The organism is Microbulbifer sp. A4B17, from assembly GCF_003076275.1.
GTDB lineage: Bacteria > Pseudomonadota > Gammaproteobacteria > Pseudomonadales > Cellvibrionaceae > Microbulbifer.
The window spans coordinates 3,624,803-3,649,044 of record NZ_CP029064.1; the positions used below are offsets into that span (position 1 = coordinate 3,624,803).

Genomic DNA, 24,242 nt, shown 5'->3' on the forward strand with positions numbered 1-24,242 from the left:
CGGAAAGGGCTGAGCAATTTACACTACCCTCGGGCAAAAGATAAGTTAAAGCCTTATTTCTATAGCGCCTGTACCTACAACTTGATCACCCTCGGCATAAAGGCGACATTTTCCAAAAACCTTGTATCGTTTTCTATATTTCTCACAAAGGCCAAGTGCATTATCATTTGCGACTTGCTGATCGACATTTTCTTCAGAGAGACCTACTGCAAAGGACCCTCTAAAATCCAATGCTAAAGCTACAGCTTTTTTCCCCGTCATGCTCTGATATTTTTCAAGTTTTTCACCCAAACCTTCCTTAACTGGCTTAGCTGATAACCTATCCCCTTTTATTTGCTCAATCTCCCTGCGCATTGAAGTTAGGCGGGACTCTCGCTCTAAATTGGAAAGCTGCACCATTAAAGGACTTGCAACCTGAGCAAAATATTCTTTATCACGGCTAACATAAAGCTCATGCGCATACCACCACGCTATCCTTACATTCCTAGGCGCACGCAGATAAGCCTGTTCAAGTATTTCAAGATAATCTTCTCGCGGGTATCCCAGCACCTGCATTACTACCGCAAGCTCATACCAATAGATGGGCACATCATCTTGGGAATTAACAAGTTTGACATACTTGTCTCGTATATCTACCACCGCATTTAAATTGATATTCTCAAATTTCGAAAGCTCTTCAGCCAAACCTATACGTGCCTGAACCTCCAGAAACCAGCGTTCTCCATGGAACTCTACAGGAATAGAATCCAACCACCCTTTTGCCTTCGGAAAATTTCCAGCCTGCAGTTCTGCAACCGCCATTGCAGAATTTAACTCATAACTACGAATTTCCTGCTTTTCAGCATAATCAATAAAACTCTTTAACTGGGCAACCTCCTGCCCCGTAATCGCCATAAAATTTGCAATTTCTAAAATCGCATTTTTTTTAGGGAGGCGTGTTACGGCACTATTAAATTCAGCCTCTTTCACCTTGGGCATAGGCATTCTAAAATACCCAAATTTGGACTTGGGTAAACTACGATATTGTGACTCGAGCTCTTCGAATGTCATACCAAGCTCCTCCCAAAGTGGGCGCGCCTCAGCCAAGCCTTTGTTGTAGCTATTCAGATACCGCCCTAAAGCCTTTGCCCGTTGTCGGTCAAAAATCAGCCAATGCGCTAACATCCAGCCATTAGCATACAAAGCTTCTCGGTCCTTATTATTCAAAGACCCATTTTTTGCCTCGAGGAGCGTCTTTAAAGGCAATTCCCTTGAATAATCTAGTGTAATAGCTCGACTTATTGGAATCATCCCAAGCTCATATTCATCCTCGCGGAAACTGATCGTAGAAAAAACCTCCGCCATTCCCTCACTATACCAGTAGGGCAGATTAGATGAGCTGCGCCCATAAGTAAGGAAATGTACATACTCGTGAAATAAAATCTGACGTGCAGGATTACCTGGGAAATATTTATTTCCCGCCAAATTCACCAGAGCAAAGCTACCGTGAGAGGTGTTACGAAATAAACCTACGACCATGCGAACATCCTCCCGACCAGAAACGCCCTTAAAACTTAACGTATCCGACAAGGCATAAACGGTTAGCTTTTGCTGATCCGGTATAAATCCTATATGCCTCTCCGCTACAACCCTCAGCCTTTCAAGGTCGACGGCCAACCTTTCAACCTTCTCCGAGTTACCATTGGTAACTATACGAAAATGCTTGGTCTCTATCTCATACCATTTTGAATTAACCAGCTTTTGAGTTGATGTACACCCCCCCAAAAAAGCAACAGATAATAGTAAAGCCCAAAGGAATTTACATATAAACCACCTATAAACCATTCCTAACCCCATCCCCGCCCCTTAAAATAATTTAACAATCCAAAAATATAAGAAACCATACGCTACAAATCACCTGTCATAAGTGACTCACACACCATTAAACCATTGGGAATTACAGCAATTGAATCCTCACAAAACCAGACATCAATACAGAGACCATCAGAACAAATATTTCCGACACGCCTTATAACCTTATCGCAAGCTCCAGCCAGATAACTTTGAAAACAGCCTTTATTCCCCATAGGTTTGGCCGGTATATATCATATGAAAGTGTTAAAGACTTAGCACTTAACTGGGTCTCCTGTACCATTAAGACCGACCACACTTCTAAACCCAAGAAACTCATACTCCCAATCTACTACCCAGTCTTTTGTTCGCGTACAATATACCTGAAAATTTGTAAAGATGGGCTTATGCAAACACCACCACTCCTATCTTCCCCCGGCACTGGAGTTACAAAACTTTTTAACTGATTATTTTATGTTTCGGCCAAATAGCTTTCTCTGCGCTACAACTCCCTACACTCTGCCGCCCTTAGTGGTAAGACACAGGCGTTCATCCAACTCTATAGCAGCTTGTGTAAGATGGTACACAACTGAAGATCAACCACAACTCAAGCTTTAGCGGCTGCAGTATTCGGTGCCGGGTCCCCTAACCACCCAATTTTTACCCAAAGAAGAAATAGCCCCTCCTCTAATTACTGCCTAGATTTTTCACCGCAGTTCAATTATTTACCTTCGCTGTCGACACTGCTCCCCTGCAGTCCCACCACTTAGAGCTAGGAATTTTCCAGTTTAATTCACTATAACTATCCGAGCCAAAACTACGACAGCTTGACTTAAGGCGTCGACATAGCTATTTCCCCAAGGTCATATTAACGAGGGGCACTGTACGACACTAATGGCAGTAGTGGAGGCACTTTAACTACCTGTATTACAAGTGAAACAAACCACCTTAGAGCCGCCCTCAAGCCTATAATCAACTGGGGAAATTTTTGTCTTATCTGCCATTTGTTCCAGACTCTTTACCAACTACTGGCTCTCAGGAATATCCTGGGAAAAATCCGAAAAGGATTACCGCACACCGTCATAAGAAACAATGCAGTTTATTAGGCATTTAAACTCAGCAATATTGACATCGTGATGATTCACAATCCTGTGCCACTACACATCGCTACCAAACAAAATCCATTCAAGACCGAGGTTACATCGACGCTTTATTGACTCAACCAACACAAACCAGGCCAAGATGCTGGGAATCAGCGAATAAGTTAAATTCATGATAATATGCTCCATGCAAACTACTTTGGGCAGACAAAAATACCTTTATTTTTCAAGCCTTATTAATCTGTGCACAATATAAAAATCCCTACATTTTAATGAGTCGAGCTTAATGCGAAACCTATTCTTATTTCTTATCCTCTGGCCTACAGTGGTACTTGGCAGCCAAGTACCATTAGCAGACTTACTGCGCCACTCTGGAATTCAAGATGTACAAATATCCCCTGACGGAACCCATATAGCTATACGCAGAACGCGCTAAGGTAAACGCGCTCTATTTTTATGTCTCTCAAGCCACTCAAGGTAACTGGGGCCTCCGCTTTATCGGCAAGAAAGAGGTTGGTGATTTTAAATGGGTAAACAATAAAAGAGTTGTTGCTGAAATGTGGGAGCGTAGGGCAACGTTAGAAACGCCGACAAACTACGGCCCGCATAAAGCAGGTAGAGCCGACATACGCACACTCCACCATCATTGATATCATTAAGAGAAATGACAAGAAAATTTTAGCCTCCACTAGTCCCTGGGCAAACAATTGGGAATCTTATGGGGAGGTGTTGGAAGTTAATGTTTATACAGGTGCCGAAAGAAAAATTATAGGCCTACCGCAATCTTATGGGCGTGCCTATACAGACGGGCAAGGAAATCTAACCTTCGCAACAGGAACGGATAAAAAGAGAAATCCTGAGCCATACCAATATTCAGATGGGCATTGGAAGAAAATCGAAGATCCTACTCTCAGCAGAGCAAGACTTGTAGGCATAAATCAAGAAACAGGAGAAACCTATCTAGAAATAGACAGGAAAAACAATACAGAACCTATAGGCGCCTATACCCACCCAGACTACCCAGAAGAACACTTTTTTAACAGCAAGGGGAATTTTCCAGCATTTTTTAGAGGATTGAAAAAGGCCTTTGATAGCTATCGTATATACTTTACCAGCACTACTTCCGATGGAAAGCTAGGTATTCTTGCAGTTTATGGAGACCGTCTCCCAGCTGACTATTTCTTGGTAAATATGGAATCTAAGAAAGTAGATTTCTTAATTTCTTCATCTGACTGGCTAGACCCAGAACAACTGAACCCGATGCATGCTGAATCGTTCGTAACTTCAGATGGCCTTCGCATTGGGACATATTTAACCTTCCCCCAAAATAGAGAGAAGAAGCTACCCCTTGTCGTGCTTCCTCATGGAGGACCTCACAGTCGAGATTATTGGAGATACAGTCGCGACGCACAAATATTATCTCAAAATGGATACTTGGTACTCCAAGTTAACTTTCGAGGCTCCAGTGGCTATGGTAATCATTTCTACAAGGCAGGTAAGCTCGAGTGGGGCGGAAAAATACAAAAAGATATTGCAGACTCTGTAAAATGGGCGATTGATAAAGGTTATGCCCACCCGGACAAGGTCTGCATTTTTGGTGGGGGTTTCGGGGGATACTCCGCTTTAATGAATACTATAAAATACCCTGAACTCTATAAATGCGCCATCGGTTACGTTGGTGTTTACGACCTTGAAATGATGTACACCAAAGGTGATATCAAAGATCGAGTCCGAGGCCTTGCCTATTTAAAGGAGGAAGTTAGTAAAAACAAAAGCTTTATGAGAGAGAGTTCCCCTATCCACAATATTGACAAGCTCAATATCCCATTATTTATCATTCATGGAGAGGAAGATGAGCGGGTTCCGGTAGATCATGCCGAGGAATTACTGGAAAAACTTGCGAAAGAGGGTAAGCCAGCAAAGAGCCTGATAATTGCTAAGGAAGGGCACGGTTTTTACTCTGAAAAAAATAATTTAAAACTATACACCCAATTATTAGAATTTTTAGACCAGCACATTGGTGTTGGTGCTGCAGAGAAAGAATCTAACGAAGGCTGAAGTTTAAATTAACTGTGTTGCCCCATAGTGTTCAGGGGCAACACTAGTTAGCTTTAAATCAGCTACATATCTCAAGCAAGGTAGCCACTCAACCGTGATCGCGATATGCCTTCCACTTCTTCATATGACGATCCTTTTTTTCAGCCTTCAGGGTTTCCAATTTGGCCAGCTGCTCTTCTGTTAGAACAGATTCAAATTGGGTGCGCATCTGGTTACGGCTTTGCATTTTAGCAACTTCCAGTTCCCCAATCTTAGCCCCCAGGCTTGCCAGGGTTTGCTGATCAGCGCCAGAACGAATTGCTTCACGTAGCTCGCCATAAGCTTTGTACATTTCCTCGCGCTTAGCCATTTTTCCTTCACGGTTGGACTCGCGAAGTTCCTTCAGTTGATCTTTTTGCGCTTCTGTCAGGTCCAGCTCTTTAGCAATTTTCTCTGGACCATGGCCGCGTCCTTTACCGTCACATGCCATGCTTACTGCTGGTACAGCCACTACTCCAGCCAATGCCAAACTACCTACTACAGTTTTCCAGTTTTTCATCATTCAACCCTCTCGTTTGCATTCAGTAAGTACATAGTAAGTGGGCACCGTGTAAACAGGGGATAACTGCGGTAAACCTTTGTTAAGAACTTTAAACAGGCTTTTTAAAGATAATCACAATTGAACGGTTTCTGAATAGCTCAGAGATTCCTTAATCAGTACGAATAATTCGCAAAAAGAAAGTTCTACTTAATCGCTTTTAAGAGAACGAATAGAAATAAAAAATGGCTTCTTTCATTAATTTAGCTTGGAAGCCAAACAGGTTTACTCTGTATGAGCTTCCGCAATATTCAGAAGTTTTTAATGCAGTGCGGCTGAGGTGGGATTTGGCTTTGTATCCACTTCTTCCAGCGCGTGAGTCAGAACGAAGTAATAAACTACCTGTTCGCGCCCTTGGACTTCAGTTATCAAGTCAAAGTTGTACTCTCCCCGCTCCCCTGAAGAAATACGGACAACGGCTATATGTTCAGGCTCAATAAACAGCTCGGCGACAGGTCGTTTACCGCGCATTACCTGAACCAGCTTGGTACGGGCATCTTCAGTGGTGAAGCGCCAGTGGTAATCGTCATCATCGTACACTACCGAATCACTACTTCCTGCCCTGACAATGCAATTCGTATGCTCTGCCAGCCAGGGCCAAAATTCGCTGAATAGCAGGGAGCTTTTCATAGAGGATCAGTCATCCAGCTCAAGGACTTCGCCGTCAAGCGCAAGTTCTTCCGCGACTTGTCGACACCAGAGATTGAGCCGCTCGGCAGTCATCTCTTCTTGCTGGTCTTCATCAACAGCCAAACCGACAAACTTTGCCCCACCGTCCACTTCAGCTTTTGAGGCTTCATATTCATAGCCTTCAGTTGACCAGTGGCCGACTATCGAAGCTCCCCTCTCCACAATAACATCGTGGAGCATACCCATAGCATCCAGGAAATAATCGCCGTACCCAAACTGGTCTCCCAGGCCAAATAAAGCAACTGTCTTACCGGTGAAATCGATTTCCTGCACATCTTCCCAGAACTCTTCCCAGTCAGATTGGATCTGACCAAAGTCCCAGGTAGGGATTCCAAAAATTAAATACTGGTAATTAACAATATCCAGCTGGGTAACATCAGCAATATCAAACAGGTCTACATTTTCTTCGCCCAGGCGGGCGCGGATGCGCAAAGCTACAGACTCGGTGTTACCCTCATCGCTGCCATAGAACAAGCCGATTTTACTCACTGTCAACCCTCTCCGCCCGATCCGGGCAACTACATACTAAATTACAAGGCGGCGTATTCTCCCAGCAATAAACGGGCTCAGCAAGTTACCTATTTGATCTGGTTTCGGAAGGTATAAAGAAAAATGCCCCCGGGGCAGCGGGGGCTAAGGGTTATGAACCTGCTGGGCCTTGGGGAAGGGTGCACCCAGCGGATCGCACAAGGAGTCTTTGGTTGGGGGGCCTAGGACTCTGTATCCTGGCTTGCAGAGCTTTCATCGCGCCGTTTCATTTGGCGCCCTCTGCGTTCACTCTTAAGCTGTTCTAACTTGGCTTTCTGCTCATCAGTTAGAATGGACCTGAACTGTTCTTTCATTTTGTTATGGCTCTGCATCTCCTGGACCTTTAGTTTGCCGAGTTCTTCGCCCAGCTGATCCAGTGTCGCTTGGTCAGCGCCCGATTCAATCGCCGTATCTATTTGCTTACGCAGCTCGATCATTTGCTCGCGCTGTGCCATTCTCGCCTCACGGTTGCTATCCCGATTGGCTTTTAACTGTGCCTGCTGACCTTCGGTCAGCTCAAGCTGACGGGCCATATACTCGAATCCGCGCCCCTGACCACCTTCACTGCCTCCAGAAGCCACTGCTACCGGGGCGACCAGAACACCTGCCAAGGCCAAGCTTCCTAACGCTTGTTTCCAGTATTTCATTCCTTCGTCCTCATGTTCGCGTTCAGTGACTTCATAGTAAGCGCAGCTTATGTAAACGGGGGAAAACGCCGGTAAACATTTGTTAAGAACGGTAAAAAGCTTTATCGCCGGCGGTAACCAGCGCCAGCGCTTTGCATATAATGGCCACACAGAAACTGAGAGAACGCCATGAGCCGCATCCTTTTAATCGACGATGACACCGAACTCACTGACCTGTTGAGGGAGTACCTTACCGGGGAGGGGTTTGACGTAACTGCTGCCAACGATGGCGGCTTAGGCCTGGAGCTAGCGCAGAGCGAGAGCTTTGACGCCCTGGTACTGGACGTAATGCTGCCAGTTCACAACGGGTTTGAAGTGCTGCGCAAACTTCGAGAGGAAGCATCTGCAGCGAGCCGCTCCCTGCCCGTTCTGATGCTTACCGCAAAGGGGGATACTGTCGATCGTATCGTCGGCCTTGAAATGGGAGCCGACGACTACCTGCCGAAGCCCTGCAACCCCAGGGAACTGGCGGCAAGATTACGCGCAGTACTGCGTCGCGGCCGGGTCGAAGCGGAGGAGAGCGACGACAGCCTCACCAGCGGCCAGATCAGACTGCTGCCTGCAGAGCATCAGGGTTACTGGAGCGACCAGGCTCTGGCACTAACCGGTGCTGAATTCGCCGTGCTCAAGGTACTGGTTCAGCATGCCGGCGAAGTGGTCGGTAAAGAGGTGCTCACCGAGAGCGCACTGGGACGCAAGCTGATGCCCTATGACCGCTCCATTGATGTCCATGTCAGTAATATTCGCAAGAAGCTCGCGGATAAAGGCGCCAGCCGCGATCTGATTATCAACATCCGTGGCGCCGGCTATATGCTCACCCAGAGCAAGCAGTAGGTTTTCCACGATGCGCAGTCTCTTCTGGAAAATGTTCTTTGGGGCCTGGATCACCGCCATGGTGATGGTTGTGGCCGCCATTTACATCACTCACTTCGGCGAATTTGGCGACCCGCGGCAGGAGGAGCGCTGGGAGGGCCCCGCCTTGTTTCGCGAGGTAATGCGCAATATGCGTATCGCCCGCCGCCACGGCCCCGAACAATTCCAGCACTGGCTCGAAAAAGCCCCCAAGAAAGTGAAGCGCAATGTCTATGCTGTCGACCAACAGGGGAACGATATTCTCGGCCGCGAAGTGCCGTCGAACATGGAGCCGCTTATCGACAGTCTCGACTATCGCAACCGGGAGGCCCACAGACTGGTGAACAACAAACCCACAGTAGGCTTCTTCCTACCGCTGCGCACCGGTGATCCCCTGCGTGTCGTTGTCTCCGCTGGCGATAGTAAGGAAGGCCTTCTGCTGCGCTTCCTGTGGCGCAACTTCTGGCCGATGCTACTACTGTCCATGATTGCCTCCGGACTGGCCTGCTACTGGCTTGCCCGTTACCTGAGCCGCCCACTGGAACAGCTGCGCGCTGCCACCAAGCAGGTCGCTGCCGGTGAACTGGACTACCGCGTAGCACCAACCCTGAAGTCTCGTAACGATGAACTGACAGACCTGGCCCTGGATTTCGATTCGATGACAGCCCAGCTTCAAGAGTCCATGTCTGAGCAGCGGCGCCTGATCAAGGATGTCTCCCACGAACTGCGCTCACCGCTGGCACGCCTGCAAGTGGCACTGGCTATCGCACGCCAGAAACAGGTGGGCGGTCTCGACACAGAACTGGATAAAATCGGCAAGGCTGCGGATTACCTGGAAGATATCATCGCCGACGTTCTGTCTCTTCCCATCAGTACCCAGGAGCAGCGGCCCCTGGATGATGTAGTCGAGATCAATTCCCTGATAAGTGCCTTGGCCGAGGACCTCCACAGTGAGGCTGCGGATAAAGATCTGTCCATTGATATTCGCTCCGAAGGTGAAGAGCTTCTGGTCGCAACCCGGGGCAGCTCCCTGACCGCGGCCTTAGAAAACATCCTTCGTAACGCAATCAAATACAGCCCTGAACAAGGCCGAGTGGAAGTGTCGATTAAGGAATCGACAGACTCCTGCACGATTTCAGTCGTTGACTCAGGCTCAGGCGTAGACGATGAGGAGTTAGAGGCTATTTTCCGTCCCTTCTACCGCACTGATAGTGCACGCACCCGGGAAAGTGGCGGCTTTGGGCTCGGGCTCGCTATTGCCCAGCGCTCAATCCTTCATCACAGGGGGAGTATCAACGCCAAAAATAGCTCAAATGCCGGTCTTTGTGTTGAGATCACACTGCCCCTGATACATATCGCCGACGATTAAGCAGTACAACAGCTAATATAAGCATCTCAACCGCCAGAATTTCTGGCGGTTGCTTCCTTGCACCCGCAAATAGCAAAGGAATCCGCTATGCGCTGGATTATTTATATCCTGATTATCCTGGTAATCCTCGTGCTCGCAGGCTACCTGTTCCCCCGTGAGGTCACCGTTCACCGCAGCGTATTTATCAACAAACCACCACAAGTAGTTTTCCCCTACATCAACAACTTCCGCAAATTCAACGAGTGGTCACCCTGGCGCCATATCGACCCATCAGTGCTCTATGAGTACAGCGGCCCCCAGGAGGGTGTCGGCGCCAAAATGACCTGGCGTGGACAGAACTCCAAGGCGGGCAGTGGCAGTCAAACCATCTTCGCCAGCAAGAGAGATTCTGTTGTCGCCACCAAACTGGAATTTGGCGATGGCAGCCAGGCCACAGCGGAATTTCAGCTGGAGCCAAAGGATAGCGGCACCCTACTCACCTGGAACTTCCACAGCGATACCGGCGGCGGCCCCCGAGAGCGCTGGATGGGCCTGGCGGTGAAAAAAATGGTCGGGGAATCCTATGAGCAGGGTTTGGAGAAACTGAAAAATCTGGTCGAAACCGCCCCTGAAAGCAACACTTCTGGGAGCAGTTCCACCCATTCAGTTTCGGATATCCCCTCGGATGTGGATGACGCTATGGGTGATGGCCCACAGGGTGTTCCCAGTGAATTGCGCAACCAGAACGAAGAGGAAGCCGGAGAGACACCGGAAAACCAGGAATAACTAACCTACCAGTTACCTCTCATACATGAAAAAGCCCGCTGTTGCGGGCTTTTTCATTTTCAAACTTATTTCGGTCTATTGCGCCGCGCGGCGGGCGCGGGTGACTTGCGCAATTTCCTGCGCTGGCGCTCCAGGTTTTGCTTTTCACCCTGAGTCAATGGGCGCTGGCCCAGTTTCGGCATTCCGGCAGTTACACAGAGGTCATCAATCTCTCGCGGCTCCATCTCGATCCACTGCCCTACGCGCACATGAGAAGGAATAAACACGCTGCCATAGCGCACACGCTTCAAGCGGCTGACCCTGACACCCTGGGACTCCCACAGGCGACGCACCTCGCGGTTGCGACCTTCCATCACCACGCAGTAGAACCAACGGTTCTTACCCTCACCGCCACTCTCTACAATATCCGTAAAGCGTGCCGACCCATCGTCAAGAAGCACACCCTTGAGTAGACGCCGCTTCATCTCCTCGTCCACATCGCCTTGGATTCGAACAAGGTATTCACGATCAATCACCGAGGATGGGTGCATCAATTTATTGGCCAGCTCTCCACTATTGGTAAACAGCAGCAGACCACTGGTATTGAAGTCCAATCGCCCAACGGAAATCCAGCGGCCGGTTTTCAGTCTCGGTAAGCGATCATAGACCGTCGGACGGCCTTCCGGGTCGTGGCGGGAACATATCTCCCCAACCGGTTTGTTGTAGAGTATTACCCGGCAGCGATTCTGCTCTGCCGAGGGCAGGCGATTACCGTCAAACTCGATATGATCCGCTTCAGTTACTCGCTCTCCGAGTTCCGCCACTTTTCCATTTACGGTTACACGGCCCGCATCAATTGCGCGCTCCATCTCACGACGCGAACCGAGACCGGAGCGCGCTAAAACTTTCTGTAATTTCTCGCCTGCTGGCGGGGTACCATCACTCATGGGGTGGTGCTTTCCACTTGTACTGCTTTTTTGGAATCTTCATCGACATCAGCATTTTCTTCCGCCAACTCCTCGGCGACCTCTTCAACTGTGTCATCTTCGGCAAACATGCTGCTGGGCGGCAGTGTTGCCATTAGAGAGTCCTCACTCTCATCTTCTACTGGCAGCGATTCATCGCTGCTTTCCTCATCACGGTGAAGTTCGGTTTCTTCTTCACTCTGATCAATCTCTGTATCTGGCTCCGAGATGTCCTCGGAGTCCTCCTGCGTTATTTCCTGATAGATTTCTGCAGCAGCACTTTCCACCGGATTCTCTTCGGTAGAGGGAATCACCTCATTACTTTCAATATCCGGCTCAACAGATGCTGTTTCTTCGCCTGTCCCTGGCGCAACATCTGATGCCTCAGCGACAATTTCCTCAGCCAGAGCTTCTACCAAAGCATCATCCATATCTTCCTGCTCGGTCGTAGGAGCTTTGGTAGAGGATTCCATCTCGGAGTCTTGCTCTGACTCGGGGTCTGTCGAGGCATTACTGTCCGCCTCGGAATCTCCTTCCTCGGGAACAGGCTCTGGCGGTAAGCCTTCCTGCTCCAGGATCTGGTTCAGGCTTTCAATATCGCGAATCTCCGCCAGGGTAGGCAGGTCATCCAGAGTGCTCAAATTAAAATAATCGAGAAACTCCCGGGTTGTTGCGTAAAGAGACGGCTTTCCGGGCACATCCCGCTGCCCCACAACTTTTATCCAGCCACGCTCCAACAGTGTTTTAACAATATGCGAACTCACCGCAACACCGCGGATATCCTCAATATCGCCACGGGTTACCGGCTGTCGATAAGCGATAATGGCCAGGGTCTCCAAGGTTGCACGAGAATACCGCTGCGCCTTTTCTTCCCACAGCCGATTCACCCAGGGAGCCAGGTCTTCCGGCACCTGGAAACGCCAACCGCTCGCGACTTTCTTCAGCTCAAATCCCCGCTCAGTACAACTCTGGGCGATTTCCTCTAGCACATCTCTCAGGGTAGTCTTGGAAGGTTGCTCTTCCTCGTCCAGCAAAGACAACAGTTTTTCTTCACTGAGAGGCTGGCCAGCAGCCAACAGGGCGCCTTCGACGATTTTACGCAGTAATTCGGGGGCGATTGTCATCTTCTATTTTCTAACTCGAATACATTTCCGATGCTTTCTCAGGAGCCTCTACTGCTTCTTCTGGATCTTCAATCTGTTCAATTGATTGATCCTCCAGCTCGCTGTCAGCACCCTCTTCGCTTTCACCGCTGTGAGTAGCAGCGCGAGCGCGTACATGGATAGGGCCAAATGCTTCATTTTGCACCAGCTCCACCAGGGACTCTTTCACCAGCTCCATCACTGCCAGGAAGGTCACCACGACACCGAGGCGCCCCTCCTCAACGGTAAACAGACTGACAAAGGGCACAAACTGGCCGTGGCGGATTTTATCCAGCACCTGGGTCATACGCTCGCGAGTAGACAATTTCTCCCGCTCAACCTGGTGGCTTTCAAACATATCCGCGCGCCTCAGCACATCTGCCAGGGCGACCAGAACCTCTTTCAGGTCTATTTCAGGATCGGGACGCGTAATACTGCGATCGGGAGCCTCTGCGTTGGCCTGGTGAACATCCCGGCCAACGCGGGGGATTTCATCGAGATCCTCAGCCGCAGTTTTGAAACGCTCATACTCCTGCAAACGGCGAATCAGAGCCGCGCGGGGGTCCTCGCCCTCTTCCTCCTCCGCTTCCGGCGGTCGCGGCAATAACATGCGCGACTTTATTTCCGCCAACATAGCGGCCATGACCAGATATTCGGCGGCCAATTCAAAGCGAATTGCCGTCATCATCTCCACATACGCCATATATTGATGGGTAATATCGGCGACGTTAATTTCGAGAATATCCAGGTTTTGGCGGCGAATCAGGTATAGCAGGAGATCCAGAGGCCCTTCGAAAGCTTCCAGAACAACTTCCAGGGCATCTGGTGGAATAAAGAGATCCTGCGGGAGGTCGTTGAAGATTTCACCCTGCACCAGGGCCAGGGGGGAATCCGCATCCGAGTCCTGGCCCTGCGATTCCGCATCACCAGCCAGGGCAGAAGCCTCGTCATCGCTCGCCGCAACCTCGGCCAGCACCTGCTCCTCGACCTCTGCTAGTAACTCATCACTGGACACCCTGCCCCACCCTCAATCGTGCAAACGCGCGATTATACACGGCACCGCAGCTTTCAGCCGAGTATTTCGTCAGTTGCCCCACATCCCTGGCGAACCAGTTGAGGCTCATCGCCGGTCAGGTCCACTACAGTTGTGGGCTCCAACCCACAGAAACCGCCGTCAATAACCAATTCCACCTGATGCTCCAGAGTCTCGCGAATATCGTAAGGCTCGGTCAGGGGCTGCTCTTCGCCGGGCAAAATCAGGCTGCAACTCATCAGTGGTTCACCTAACTCTTCAATCAGGGCCAGGGCAATAGGGTTATCCGGCACACGAATACCGATGGTCTTGCGCTTCGGGTGGATCAGCCTACGCGGCACCTCGGCAGTCGCCGGCATAATAAAGGTATAGGAGCCCGGCGTATGATTCTTTAACAACCTGAACATCTGGTTGTCGACCTTGGCGTAGGTCGCCAACTCCGATAGATCACGGCACATCAGTGTGAAATTGTGCTGTTTATCCAGCTGGCGCACCGCTCTGATACGCTCAACAGCCAGTTTCTCTCCCAGTCGACAGCCTATGGCGTAAGCGGAGTCTGTGGGAAAAACAATAACGCCCCCCTGGGCGACGATCTCTGCTGCCTGAGTGATCAGGCGGCCTTGAGGATTATCCGGATGAATCTGAAAAAACTGCGCCACAAAGCCCCCCAAAAGCCTTACCGATTGAAAATACCTCACTGCCATCCACCAGGCTTAAAGCCGGACGATGGCCCCCAATTCACAAGCCGGAATCAGGGCAGCGAAACGTGACCCCGCTGTTCCCGGTGCAGAGTGTGCCACAGATTCCACACCGGCTCGACGTCTGCGGGCAACCTGACACAACCCAATTCACGCCAGGGCTGCTCCGGCTGGTGAAAATCGCTGCCAAGAGAGCAGTGCGGCATCGATTTGCCCGCCGCTTCCGCGGCCGAGAGTAACAATTTCTTTAACTCTCGGGTCTGTGTCGGGTTTTGCCGACCGCACAGCAACTCTATCGCATCCCCATTTTTTTCAAGAAAAGCTCCCAGCAGTCGCAATAACTGGGTGCGGGTCAATCCGTACTTAAGCGGGTGGGCCAATACCGCACAACCGCCGGCACTGTGAATAGTAGCGATGGTCTCACCCAACTGGGGCCACTCAACTTTCACATCTCCTACTTTGCCAGCCCCCAGGTAACGCTTAAACGCCTTACCGGTATCATCTATATGCCCAGCTTCCACCAGCCATCGTGCAAAATGGGGTCTACCCAGTACCGAGTCGCCCGCCAGGGCGCGCCCACCCTCCAAGGCACCGCTAAAGCCAAGCTTTTCTAGCTTTTCCGCGATACGCTCTGCCCGCTCCTTGCGCAACTGCTCACGCAGCTGTATGGCTTCTTGCAGAGGCCCCGATTCAGGATTGATGTTCAAACCCACAATATGTACGGGTCTGCGCCCCCAAAGACTGGAGAACTCAATACCCGCCACTACATCTACGCCCAAATAGTCACCTTCCTGCCGAGCCTCAGGCACACCATCCACCGTATCGTGGTCGGTCAGGGCGAGCATCGTCACACCCTGGGATTTCGCTCTCGACACCAGCTGCGCAGGACTTAAAATACCGTCAGACGCGGTACTGTGGCAGTGCAGATCCACCAGGTCTGTATTCAAATCGGCTGAAAGGGTCTTCAACAACAGGCTCTCACTCAGTTCGACGATGAAAAAGGTCGCCATATCCGTCTTTTTAGGAACAATCGCCCTGTGGCGCTGTCTATGCGGCACTCGGCGTTTTCAGGGATAAGGCCCGGATTAGCAGTCACCCTTGGGCGACCCGCCGGGGCCGAAGTCTGACAGCAGTTTTGTCAGCGGGGAAATTGAACTGGCAGTCAATTCGTTTTGATTCCCTCTCAGTTTCCAGCAGGCATTATCACCGGAATTGAGTATGACCGAAACGAATTCGACCACCACATCTCCCGAGAAGCCTAAAAAGGAAGGGTTTCTCAGCAATATCGCCTTCAATGTCATTATTCCGACATTGATACTGACCAAGCTTTCCGGAGATGACTGGTTGGGCCCGACCTGGGCACTGATAGTCGCCCTGGCCTTCCCGCTGGGTTATGGCCTTCGCGACCTTCTGCGACTGGGGAAGGTCAATTTTTTCTCAGCACTCGGCTTTATTGGCATCCTTCTTACCGGCGGTATCAGCCTGCTGAAACTGGACCCGCAATACATTGCGATCAAGGAAGCCGCGATCCCAGGATTGCTTGGCGTTGCAACTGCTATATCCGTATATACCCGCTGGCCCCTGGTCAAAACCCTGCTATACAACGATCAAATTCTGAATACGGCAAAAATTGCTCAGTCATTACAGGCTAATGGCAACCAGCCGGCCTTTGACCGTACACTGCGACAGACTTCATGGATCGTTGCCGGATCGTTCTTTTTTTCGTCGGCACTGAATTACATCCTTGCCAAAATGATCGTCACCAGCCTGCCGGGCACCGAGGCCTACAACACGGAGCTGGGTGAAATGACGGCCTATGGATATCTGGTTATTGCAATCCCATCAACCCTGATTCTGATGGGTGCTCTCTTTTTCCTTTTCTCCCGTATCGGCAAGCTGACCGGGTTGAAACTGGAAGAAGTGATGGTCGCGCAATAGCACTTTAAAAAACTAACAAGAGCATTAAAAACAATGTGGTACGCAATCATCAGTGAAGATGTTAGCGATAGTCTCCCTTTACGCAAAAAAGCCCGCGCCGGTCACCTGGCCCGGCTCAATCTCCTCAAAGATGAAGGTCGCCTCCTGGCCGCAGGCCCAAACCCCAGTATCGACAGCGAAGAGCCCGGTGAAGCCGGCTTTACCGGCAGCCTGGTAATCGCCGAGTTCCCTTCTCTGGAAGAGGCCAAGGCCTGGGCCGACAGCGACCCATATATCGAAGCAGGCGTCTATGCATCGGTTACAGTCAAGCCATATAAGCTTGTACTGCCCTGATAAAAACTCTAACTAAAAAGCTGCATCACAATGAAGAAATTACTGTCCGGTGTGCTCGCTGTGGCGCTGTTGAACTCAGCGCCAGCGGCACTTGCAGCGGAGACCCGCTATATTACCGACCAACTTCACGTGCCCATGCGCTCCGGCAAAGGCAATGAATTCCGGATTCTGCACCGCGGCCTGGCCAGTGGCACCGAACTGGCTCTGCTCGAAGATGCCGCCGCGGAAGGCTGGGCAAAAGTACGCACCCCCAGCGGCACTGAGGGCTGGATCAGGCGCCAATACCTGGTCAGCGAGCCTGTGGCAAAGTTAAAGCTGGCAACCGCAGAGGCAAACCTGGCCCGCTTTGAGAAAATGGAAGGTAATCTGGGGGGGGAGGTTCGCCGCCTGGAGACAGAAAATAGCGAGCTGAATACTGCCCTGACTGCAGCACAGCAGCAGAGTCAGGAACTGGCTACCGAGCTCAAAAGCCTGAAATCCCTCTCCGCCGATGCTATTTCACTCAACGACCGCCATCAAAAACTCCTGCATCAGTACGAGTTACTGAAACAGGAAAAAAGTATGGCCGAAGCGGAAATTCAGCGCCTGTCCGGTAGTGACGCGCGCAAGTGGCAACTGTACGGAGCTCTATCTGTCGCCCTGGGCGCCATCCTGGCAATGATCGCCCCTCATGTACGCCCACGCAAACGAAACTCTGAGTGGGCCAACTGATTTCCCTCGCCAAGGCCAAAATCGCTTACTATACGACTGCGGGTGTGCTCATGAGCACTCCGCAGGCAGCGATATCCAAATACTTACCCCTTCCCTAATAACCATGCGCTGGCACAGTAGTAAACCGATTGACCCCGGACATTTAAAGGACACGGATGATGCGTAAGTTACTCACTTTTCTTTTTTGTACTCTGTTCAGCCTCCCAATATTTGCTCAGAACCCTCAGGTTGAATTAAAAACCGACCTGGGTGTTATCCGCATTGAATTATTTGCCAAACAGGCCCCTGTTACCGTAGAGAATTTCCTCGCATATACCGATAGCGGCTTCTACGATGGCCTTATCTTCCATCGGGTAGTGCCGGGCTTTGTCGTTCAAGCGGGAGGTTTTACTTTCGATTTCCAGAAAAAAGAAACTAACGACGCTATTGCCAATGAGTCAGCAAACGGACTGCAAAATCTCCGCGGCACCCTCTCAATGGCACGAACCAACGATCCCGATAGCGCCACTTCGCAGTTTTTTATAAACCTGATAGATAACACCCGCCTGGATGCCAGTGAAGACAAGCCCGGCTACGCGGTATTTGGCAAGGTCGTTGAGGGCATGGATATCGTAGAAAAAATCGAGCGGGAACCCCGGGGGCTCTATCGCCAACACCCGGAGGCCCCCAACACCCCAATCCGCATCCTTTCTGCAAAACGAATTAGCACCAGCGAGAACACTGTCGCTGAACACAGCAAGGGAGAATAAGCATTGATAGCTCTCAGCATAAACCTCAATAAAATCGCCTTAATTCGCAATTCCCGCGAAGGCAACTTTCCCGATGTGATCGCCCATGGGCGCAAATGTCTGGATGCAGGGGCCCAGGGACTTACCGTGCACCCCCGTCCCGACCAGCGACATATACGCCCCGGCGATGTACGCGACCTGGCAAAGCTCTGCATTGGTCGCGAAGGTATTGAGTTTAATGTTGAGGGCAACCCCTTTGCCGCACCTCTGGGCGATTATCCAGGCCTGATACCCCTGGTTATGGAAACCAAACCAGACCAATGCACCCTGGTGCCCGATACCAACGATCAGCTCACTTCAGACCACGGGTTTGACCTCAAACAGGACGGTGATCGATTGATTCCCATAATCGACGAACTGAAAAATGCCGGTGTACGTGTAAGCCTGTTTATGGACCCAGATCTGGACCAGATCAGCCTGGCAAAACAAGTCGGCGCAGATCGTATTGAACTCTATACGGGCCCCTATGCCGAAGCCGTGGCCAAACAGAGTCCGGATCTGGAAGCGATTTTTTCCGCCCACTGCGCCGCAGCCGAACACGCGCAACAGCTGGGGCTCGGTATTAATGCCGGCCACGACCTCAACCTGGTCAACCTGCCGCGCTACCGTACTCTGCCGGGACTGCAGGAAGTCTCCATTGGCCACGCTTTCACCGTAGATGCTATCGACATGGGCCTGGAGAATGCCGTTAACGCCTATGTCGACTGCCTCGCCGGTAGCTGATGCAAAGTCTCAATATTATTGGTGCCGGCCGCCTCGGCAAAACCCTCGGGCGGCTGTGGCAGGAAAGTGGTGTATTTCAGGTACAGTCAATTTATAACCGCAGCCTTGAAAGCGGCCTGGCTGCCAGCCGGTTTATTGGCGCTGGCAATGCAGTCGAATCTCTCGCAGCCATGCCGGCAGCAGATCTGTGGCTGATTGGTTGTATCGATAGCGAAATCGCTGTGTTTGCCCACCAGCTTGCCGAAAACGGGCTTGTCGATGGAAATACCCTTGTATTCCACTGCAGCGGCGCACTCAGCTCTCAGATACTTGAACCATTAAAGCCCGCCCTAATTGCCAGTGCCCACCCGGTTCACAGCTTTGCCGAACCGGAAACTTCACTGCAGACATTTGCCAGCACCAGTGTCGCCATCGAGGGAGATAGCCGAGCGATAGAAATTCTCTCTGCAGCCTTCGCAGTCCTAGGCTGTGAGATCCTCACCATCGACCCGAACAACAAGTCCCTCTATCACGCCGGATCAGTCATTGCCTCGAACTATTTGACCACCCTGATGGACCTGAGTCTGCAGAGCTTTGCCGCCGCCGGCATCGAGCGGGACAGTGCCCTGCGCCTATTGGCGCCGATTGTATCTCAGACCCTGCAAAATAATATGACGCTGGGGCCGGAGAAGTCTCTGACAGGTCCCATTGCCAGGGGAGATGTGGAAACCGTTGGAGCCCAGGTGGAAAGCCTTGCCTCGGTAGATAGCCAGCTGGCACTTTGCTATCGCCATCTGGGCCTCGCCTGTGTAGAGTTGGCGCGGCGCGGCTCGCTCTCACCGGAGAGTGCAGCCAGATTGATCGAACTGCTGAGTGAGCCAACGCGGTGAAAGACTCCTCCGAATACCTGGAAAAAAAAGCCTTCTTCGACAGCCTCCTAACAATTTATGGGCGCAAACCCGTACTCGAAGCTCTCGAAGATTTATCTGTACCCGTCCATAAGTTACACCTGGCCAGCAGCAATCGGCGCGACCAGTTAATTCAGCGGATGGAGACCCTGGCACAAGAACGCCAGATTGAAATCGCCTACTGGGATCGCAAAGGCCTATCCCGGATTTCAAAAAATTCCCGCCAAGACCAGGGGGTGGCCCTCGATTTGGCCCTGCCCCACTACGGCAGGGCTGCAGACTTCTTGCGGGAAGTTGCCGTCCAGGGGCACCAAACCACCTACGAACTACTGGCCCTGGATGGCATAACCAACCCGCAGAACCTGGGAATGATTATCCGCTCAGCCTGTGCGGGCGGAATCGATGGAATTATCCTGCCGAAAAAAGGCTGTGCCCAGATAGATCCCCTGGTCATCAAAGCCAGTACTGGCACACTATTCAAAACCCGGATTTTGCGCTGTGACAAACTGGCAGGCACCCTGGGAGACTTCCGCGAAGCGGGAGCCCAGATTTGCGGACTATCATCCCACGCCCGAACAACCTTGAAAGAGGTTTCCAGTAAGGTCTCCACAATTTTTGTATTGGGCAATGAGACCCACGGTGTCAGCGATACAGTTGCTTCACAGTGCAACGAGCTGGTACGTATCCCCATGCAAAATGATGTCGAGAGTCTGAATGTGGCAGTCACAGCGGCACTGATCAGCTTTCGCCGCGAAATCTGATTCTCTCTATTGGGAGGCGCCTGCCTCCCAATGCCCTGCAGACTCAATTTATCCCACCCACTCCACCTCAACTTATCCAGTGTTTTCCACTACCCACAGATTCTGTGGATATCTCTGTGATTAACTTAGAGCGGCGAGCCTCAAAGGCCCGTGATTTGGTCATTGTGACAATATGAAGAAAAAATAGACAACCCTGGAAACGCTCAAAAAATCAACGAGTTAGGGAAAAGTTCAGAGCGTGGTTAGTTACAATCCGTACTAATTAAAGATCGAATAAAGAGGAAGGTCCTCTGTGGAAAATGAGACGCTGAACCCAAAAAACAAAAGAAAGGGGTGCTAAGCACCCCTATCGATTCTGTAGTTACTCCCACTCAATTGTCGCGGGAGGCTTGCTGGAAACGTCATAAACCACGCGGGAAATATGTTCTATCTCATTGATAATTCGGTTGGAAACCTTCTCGATCAGCTCGTAGGGCAGATGCGCCCAGCGCGCCGTCATAAAGTCCACTGTCTCAACGGCACGCAGGGCTACCACATACTCATATCGACGGCCATCACCTACAACACCCACAGATTTTACCGGTAGGAATACGGCGAAGGCCTGGCTGGTTTTATGGTACCAATCGGCGTTGTGGAGCTCCTCGATAAAGATCGCATCTGCCTCCCTCAGGATATCGGCATACTCCCGTTTCACCTCACCGAGAATTCGCACGCCCAGGCCTGGGCCCGGGAAGGGATGGCGGTAAACCATATCGTAAGGCAAGCCCAGCTCCAGGCCGATCTTGCGCACCTCATCTTTGAACAGTTCGCGCAGAGGCTCAACAAGTTCAAACTGCATATCCTCCGGCAAGCCACCCACATTGTGGTGGGACTTAATCACATGAGCCTTGCCGGTTTTTGCAGCGGCAGACTCAATAACGTCGGGGTAGATAGTGCCCTGAGCCAGGAATTTCACGTCCTGTAACTTGGAAGCTTCGCGATCAAAAATCTCGATAAAGGTGTTACCAATGATTTTGCGTTTGGCCTCCGGGTCTTTTTCACCTTGAAGGCGCCCAAGGAAGTCCTCTTCCGCATCAGAGCGGATAACGCGAACCCCCATATTGTCGGCGAACATCTGCATAACCTGATCGCCTTCGTTTTTACGCAAGAGGCCATTATCCACAAATACGCAGGTCAGCTGATCGCCGATAGCCTTGTGCAGCAAAGCAGCTACCACAGAGCTGTCGACACCACCGGATAAACCGAGCAGCACCTTGCCCTCGCCCACCTGATCGCGGACTTTAGCGATAGAGTCTTCGATAATATTGGCAGGAGTCCAGAGTTTCTCACACCCGCAAATATCAATCACAAAGTGCTCATAAATACGCATACCCTGCAGGGTATGCGTCACTTCCGGATGGAACTGCACACCGAAGAAATTCTTCTCTGCGTTGTACATACCGGCAATCGGACAGGAATCCGTGGAAGCCAGCAGCTCAAAGCCCTCCGGCATTGCCACTACCTTGTCGCCGTGGCTCATCCAAACATCCAGCAGAGCGCTGCCATCATCAGCGATATGATCTTTGATATCGCTCAACAGGCTGGACTGGCCTTCAACTTTTACCTGCGCATAGCCGAATTCTCGAATATCGCTGCCCTGTACAGTGCCTCCAAGCTGATGAGCCATGGTCTGCATGCCATAGCAAATGCCCAAAACCGGCACGCCCAGGTTATAAACCGCTTCCGGCGCGCGCGGGGAACCCTCTTCCGGTACCGACTCGGGGCCACCGGCGAGAATAATACCTTTGGGCTGATATTCACGAATTTCCTCTTCGGTCATATCGAAAGCGCGAATTTCAGAAAATACGCCCAGCTCGCGGACACGGCGGGCAATCAATTGTGTGTACTGGGACCCGAAGTCGAGAATGAGTATTCGGCTGGAATGGATATCTTGGCTCATGACTTACTCGATAACTGGATTAAATAACGGCAAACGGACCTTAAAGGTCCGTTTGCTGCTTGTTCCGTCTTAGGGAGCCTATGAATAACTCCGTGATACCTCTGGCATGCAGAGCGGTTCACAATCAAGGCGCGGCTTCGCAGGAATGTCTAGACCTTTCAAGAAGTCGCAACGCGGAGTGTGAATCGCTCTGCAAGCCCCGAAGGGCGGGCCTTGAAGGCCACAGCTGCTGCGTTGCAGCTCTTGCAAAGGGCTACGGCCATTCGCGGCGAGCTGCGCCTAACATCTGCAGCCTTCAAGGCCCGCAGAGGCATTACGGAGTTATTCAGAGGCTCCTTAGTTTTTCACCTGGAGAAGGTCGAAGGCTTAGCGTCGGCCCACCGGGTAGTTGGGGGCTTCTTTGGTAATTTGAACGTCGTGGACATGGGACTCACCCATACCGGCCGCAGTGACCCGTACAAACTCAGGGCGAGTGCGCATGGTCTCGATATCGACACTGCCGGTGTAACCCATGGCTGAACGCAAACCACCCATCATCTGGTGAACAATGGCTGACAGCGGGCCTTTATAAGGCACTCGACCTTCGATGCCTTCCGGTACCAGCTTTTCAGCACCCTTACTCGCATCCTGGAAGTAGCGGTCAGAAGACCCCTGGGTGCGGGACATAGCACCGAGAGAGCCCATGCCACGGTAGGATTTATAGGTACGCCCCTGGTAGAGTTCGACCTCACCGGGCGCCTCTTCGGTACCGGCAAACATGGAGCCCATCATGACCGATGAGGCACCGGCAACGATCGCCTTGGAGATATCTCCAGAGTAGCGAATACCACCGTCGGCGATCATGGGGACACCGAACTCTTTCAGGGCTGTGGCAACCTCTGCAATTGCAGTCACCTGGGGCACACCAATACCCGTTACGATACGGGTGGTACAGATAGAACCGGGGCCAATACCGACTTTGACCGCATCCGCACCGGCCTCAACCAGTGCACGCGCCGCGTCAGCCGTGGCAATGTTGCCACCGATCACATCCACCTGGGGGTGCATTTCCTTAATGCGGCGCACGCGTTCAATCACGTTGCGGGAGTGACCGTGGGCAGTATCCACAACCAGTACATCAACGCCGGCTTCTACCAATGCAGCTACGCGATCATCGGTGTCCGGGCTGGTGCCCACAGACGCGCCCACACGCAGGCGACCGTCAGAATCCTTACAGGAGTTCGGGTACTGCTCTGCTTTGTTAAAGTCTTTAACAGTGATCAGGCCGCGCAACTCAAAATTGTCGTTAACGACTAAAACTTTCTCAATGCGGTGCTTGTGCAGCAGCTCTCGAACTTCGTCGGAGCTAGCATCTTCGTGAGCCGTTACCAGGCGCTCTTTCGGCGTCATAATGCTGGCAACACTGACATCGAGATCAGTTAAGAAGCGAACGTCGCGGCTGGTAACGATACCTACCAGATCGCCACGATCCATTACCGGTACACCGGAAATATTGTGGTGACTGGTCAGCGCGATCAACTCGCGCACAGTGGCATCGGACTCAATAGTAATGGGGTCTTTTACAACACCGGCTTCAAACTTCTTCACCGCGCGAACGGCAAGAGCTTGCTCTTCTATCGACATACTCTTGTGAATAATGCCGATACCCCCTTCCTGGGCCAATGCAATGGCCAGGCGAGCTTCCGTCACTGTATCCATAGCAGCGGACACAATGGGGATGTTCAGAGTAATGTTGCGGGAAAGTTGGGTTTTTAAACTCACATCCTTGGCCGTGACCTCGGAATATCCGGGCACAAGTAGGACGTCGTCAAAAGTGAGGGCTTCGCGCGCGATGCGCAGATTGGATTCAGACATTGTTGACACTCAAACCTCGAATAGGCGGGATTGGGT

Annotated in this window: 23 protein-coding genes; 11 read left to right on the forward strand and 12 right to left on the reverse strand. The window is 51.3% G+C overall.

Going from position 1 to position 24,242, the window contains the following annotated elements; genetic code table 11:
* Window positions 1-45: 45 nt before the first annotated feature.
* Window positions 46-1,836, reverse strand: a complete 1,791-nt coding sequence (locus BTJ40_RS15960) for a hypothetical protein (protein WP_108734030.1) — start codon at window positions 1,834-1,836, stop codon at window positions 46-48.
* 1,823 nt (window positions 1,837-3,659) lie between these two features.
* Here BTJ40_RS15960 and BTJ40_RS15965 point away from each other — a divergent pair.
* Window positions 3,660-4,988, forward strand: a complete 1,329-nt coding sequence (locus BTJ40_RS15965) for a S9 family peptidase (protein ID WP_108734031.1) — start codon at window positions 3,660-3,662, stop codon at window positions 4,986-4,988.
* A gap of 88 nt (window positions 4,989-5,076) precedes the next feature.
* Here the strand turns inward: BTJ40_RS15965 and BTJ40_RS15970 are convergent, their stop codons facing one another.
* The 4 genes from BTJ40_RS15970 to BTJ40_RS15985 form a co-directional block, all read right to left on the reverse strand.
* Window positions 5,077-5,529 carry a Spy/CpxP family protein refolding chaperone gene (locus BTJ40_RS15970; RefSeq protein ID WP_108734032.1) on the reverse strand — a complete coding sequence of 151 codons (453 nt, stop codon included), beginning with the start codon at window positions 5,527-5,529 and terminating at the stop codon, window positions 5,077-5,079.
* A gap of 297 nt (window positions 5,530-5,826) precedes the next feature.
* Entirely contained in the window at window positions 5,827-6,195 is a 369-nt protein-coding gene (locus BTJ40_RS15975; protein ID WP_108734033.1) for a hypothetical protein, read from the reverse strand.
* A gap of 6 nt (window positions 6,196-6,201) precedes the next feature.
* Window positions 6,202-6,744, reverse strand: a complete 543-nt coding sequence (locus BTJ40_RS15980) for a flavodoxin (protein WP_108734034.1) — start codon at window positions 6,742-6,744, stop codon at window positions 6,202-6,204.
* A 221-nt stretch (window positions 6,745-6,965) separates the two neighbouring features.
* Window positions 6,966-7,430 carry a Spy/CpxP family protein refolding chaperone gene (locus BTJ40_RS15985; protein ID WP_108734035.1) on the reverse strand — a complete coding sequence of 155 codons (465 nt, stop codon included), beginning with the start codon at window positions 7,428-7,430 and terminating at the stop codon, window positions 6,966-6,968.
* Between the two features lie 168 nt (window positions 7,431-7,598).
* On the opposite strand from BTJ40_RS15985, the gene BTJ40_RS15990 reads away from it, so the two are divergent.
* From BTJ40_RS15990 to BTJ40_RS16000, 3 genes are all read left to right on the forward strand, one after another.
* Complete coding sequence (locus BTJ40_RS15990) at window positions 7,599-8,303, forward strand: response regulator (RefSeq protein ID WP_108734036.1); 705 nt, start codon at window positions 7,599-7,601, stop codon at window positions 8,301-8,303.
* 10 nt (window positions 8,304-8,313) lie between these two features.
* Window positions 8,314-9,690: an ATP-binding protein gene (locus BTJ40_RS15995; protein ID WP_108734037.1), complete on the forward strand. Its 1,377-nt coding sequence runs from the start codon at window positions 8,314-8,316 to the stop codon at window positions 9,688-9,690.
* A gap of 87 nt (window positions 9,691-9,777) precedes the next feature.
* Window positions 9,778-10,455: an SRPBCC family protein gene (locus BTJ40_RS16000; RefSeq protein ID WP_108734038.1), complete on the forward strand. Its 678-nt coding sequence runs from the start codon at window positions 9,778-9,780 to the stop codon at window positions 10,453-10,455.
* 65 nt (window positions 10,456-10,520) lie between these two features.
* On the opposite strand, the gene rluB is transcribed toward BTJ40_RS16000, so the two are convergent.
* The 5 genes from rluB to BTJ40_RS16025 form a co-directional block, all read right to left on the reverse strand.
* Window positions 10,521-11,381 carry a 23S rRNA pseudouridine(2605) synthase RluB gene (rluB, locus tag BTJ40_RS16005; RefSeq protein WP_108734039.1) on the reverse strand — a complete coding sequence of 287 codons (861 nt, stop codon included), beginning with the start codon at window positions 11,379-11,381 and terminating at the stop codon, window positions 10,521-10,523.
* On the reverse strand, window positions 11,378-12,523 hold the full coding sequence (scpB, locus tag BTJ40_RS16010) for an SMC-Scp complex subunit ScpB (protein WP_192879341.1): 1,146 nt from the start codon (window positions 12,521-12,523) through the stop codon (window positions 11,378-11,380). The genes rluB and scpB overlap by 4 nt, the downstream gene beginning before the upstream one ends.
* Window positions 12,524-12,533: 10 nt before the next feature.
* On the reverse strand, window positions 12,534-13,475 hold the full coding sequence (locus BTJ40_RS16015) for a ScpA family protein (RefSeq protein WP_238152224.1): 942 nt from the start codon (window positions 13,473-13,475) through the stop codon (window positions 12,534-12,536).
* Between the two features lie 134 nt (window positions 13,476-13,609).
* Window positions 13,610-14,233, reverse strand: a complete 624-nt coding sequence (locus BTJ40_RS16020) for an L-threonylcarbamoyladenylate synthase (RefSeq protein ID WP_108734040.1) — start codon at window positions 14,231-14,233, stop codon at window positions 13,610-13,612.
* Window positions 14,234-14,325: 92 nt separating this feature from the next.
* On the reverse strand, window positions 14,326-15,282 hold the full coding sequence (locus BTJ40_RS16025; protein ID WP_108734041.1) for a PHP domain-containing protein: 957 nt from the start codon (window positions 15,280-15,282) through the stop codon (window positions 14,326-14,328).
* 208 nt (window positions 15,283-15,490) lie between these two features.
* Here BTJ40_RS16025 and BTJ40_RS16030 point away from each other — a divergent pair, with 208 nt between their 5' ends.
* The 7 genes from BTJ40_RS16030 (at window position 15,491) to rlmB (ending at window position 20,413) form a co-directional block, all read left to right on the forward strand.
* The gene (locus BTJ40_RS16030) at window positions 15,491-16,210 is read left to right on the forward strand and encodes a VC0807 family protein (protein WP_192879343.1); all 720 of its coding nucleotides are present in this window, start codon (window positions 15,491-15,493) and stop codon (window positions 16,208-16,210) included.
* Between the two features lie 33 nt (window positions 16,211-16,243).
* Window positions 16,244-16,543 (forward strand): YciI family protein, encoded by a 300-nt coding sequence (locus BTJ40_RS16035; protein WP_108734042.1) that lies wholly within the window; start codon window positions 16,244-16,246, stop codon window positions 16,541-16,543.
* A 30-nt stretch (window positions 16,544-16,573) separates the two neighbouring features.
* Window positions 16,574-17,254 carry a TIGR04211 family SH3 domain-containing protein gene (locus BTJ40_RS16040; protein WP_238152030.1) on the forward strand — a complete coding sequence of 227 codons (681 nt, stop codon included), beginning with the start codon at window positions 16,574-16,576 and terminating at the stop codon, window positions 17,252-17,254.
* 155 nt (window positions 17,255-17,409) lie between these two features.
* Window positions 17,410-18,003 (forward strand): peptidylprolyl isomerase, encoded by a 594-nt coding sequence (locus tag BTJ40_RS16045; protein ID WP_108734043.1) that lies wholly within the window; start codon window positions 17,410-17,412, stop codon window positions 18,001-18,003.
* 3 nt (window positions 18,004-18,006) lie between these two features.
* Window positions 18,007-18,765 carry a pyridoxine 5'-phosphate synthase gene (locus tag BTJ40_RS16050; protein WP_108734044.1) on the forward strand — a complete coding sequence of 253 codons (759 nt, stop codon included), beginning with the start codon at window positions 18,007-18,009 and terminating at the stop codon, window positions 18,763-18,765.
* A complete protein-coding gene (locus tag BTJ40_RS16055; RefSeq protein WP_108734045.1) occupies window positions 18,765-19,634 on the forward strand; it encodes a Rossmann-like and DUF2520 domain-containing protein in 870 nt (289 codons plus the stop codon). Before BTJ40_RS16050 ends, BTJ40_RS16055 begins: the two co-directional genes overlap by 1 nt.
* Window positions 19,631-20,413, forward strand: a complete 783-nt coding sequence (rlmB, locus tag BTJ40_RS16060; RefSeq protein WP_108734046.1) for a 23S rRNA (guanosine(2251)-2'-O)-methyltransferase RlmB — start codon at window positions 19,631-19,633, stop codon at window positions 20,411-20,413. Before BTJ40_RS16055 ends, rlmB begins: the two co-directional genes overlap by 4 nt.
* 361 nt (window positions 20,414-20,774) lie before the next feature.
* Here the strand turns inward: rlmB and guaA are convergent, their stop codons facing one another.
* Entirely contained in the window at window positions 20,775-22,352 is a 1,578-nt protein-coding gene (gene guaA / locus BTJ40_RS16065) for a glutamine-hydrolyzing GMP synthase (RefSeq protein ID WP_108734047.1), read from the reverse strand.
* Window positions 22,353-22,718: 366 nt separating this feature from the next.
* The gene (gene guaB / locus BTJ40_RS16070; RefSeq protein ID WP_108734048.1) at window positions 22,719-24,206 is read right to left on the reverse strand and encodes an IMP dehydrogenase; all 1,488 of its coding nucleotides are present in this window, start codon (window positions 24,204-24,206) and stop codon (window positions 22,719-22,721) included.
* Window positions 24,207-24,242: the final 36 nt, after the last annotated feature.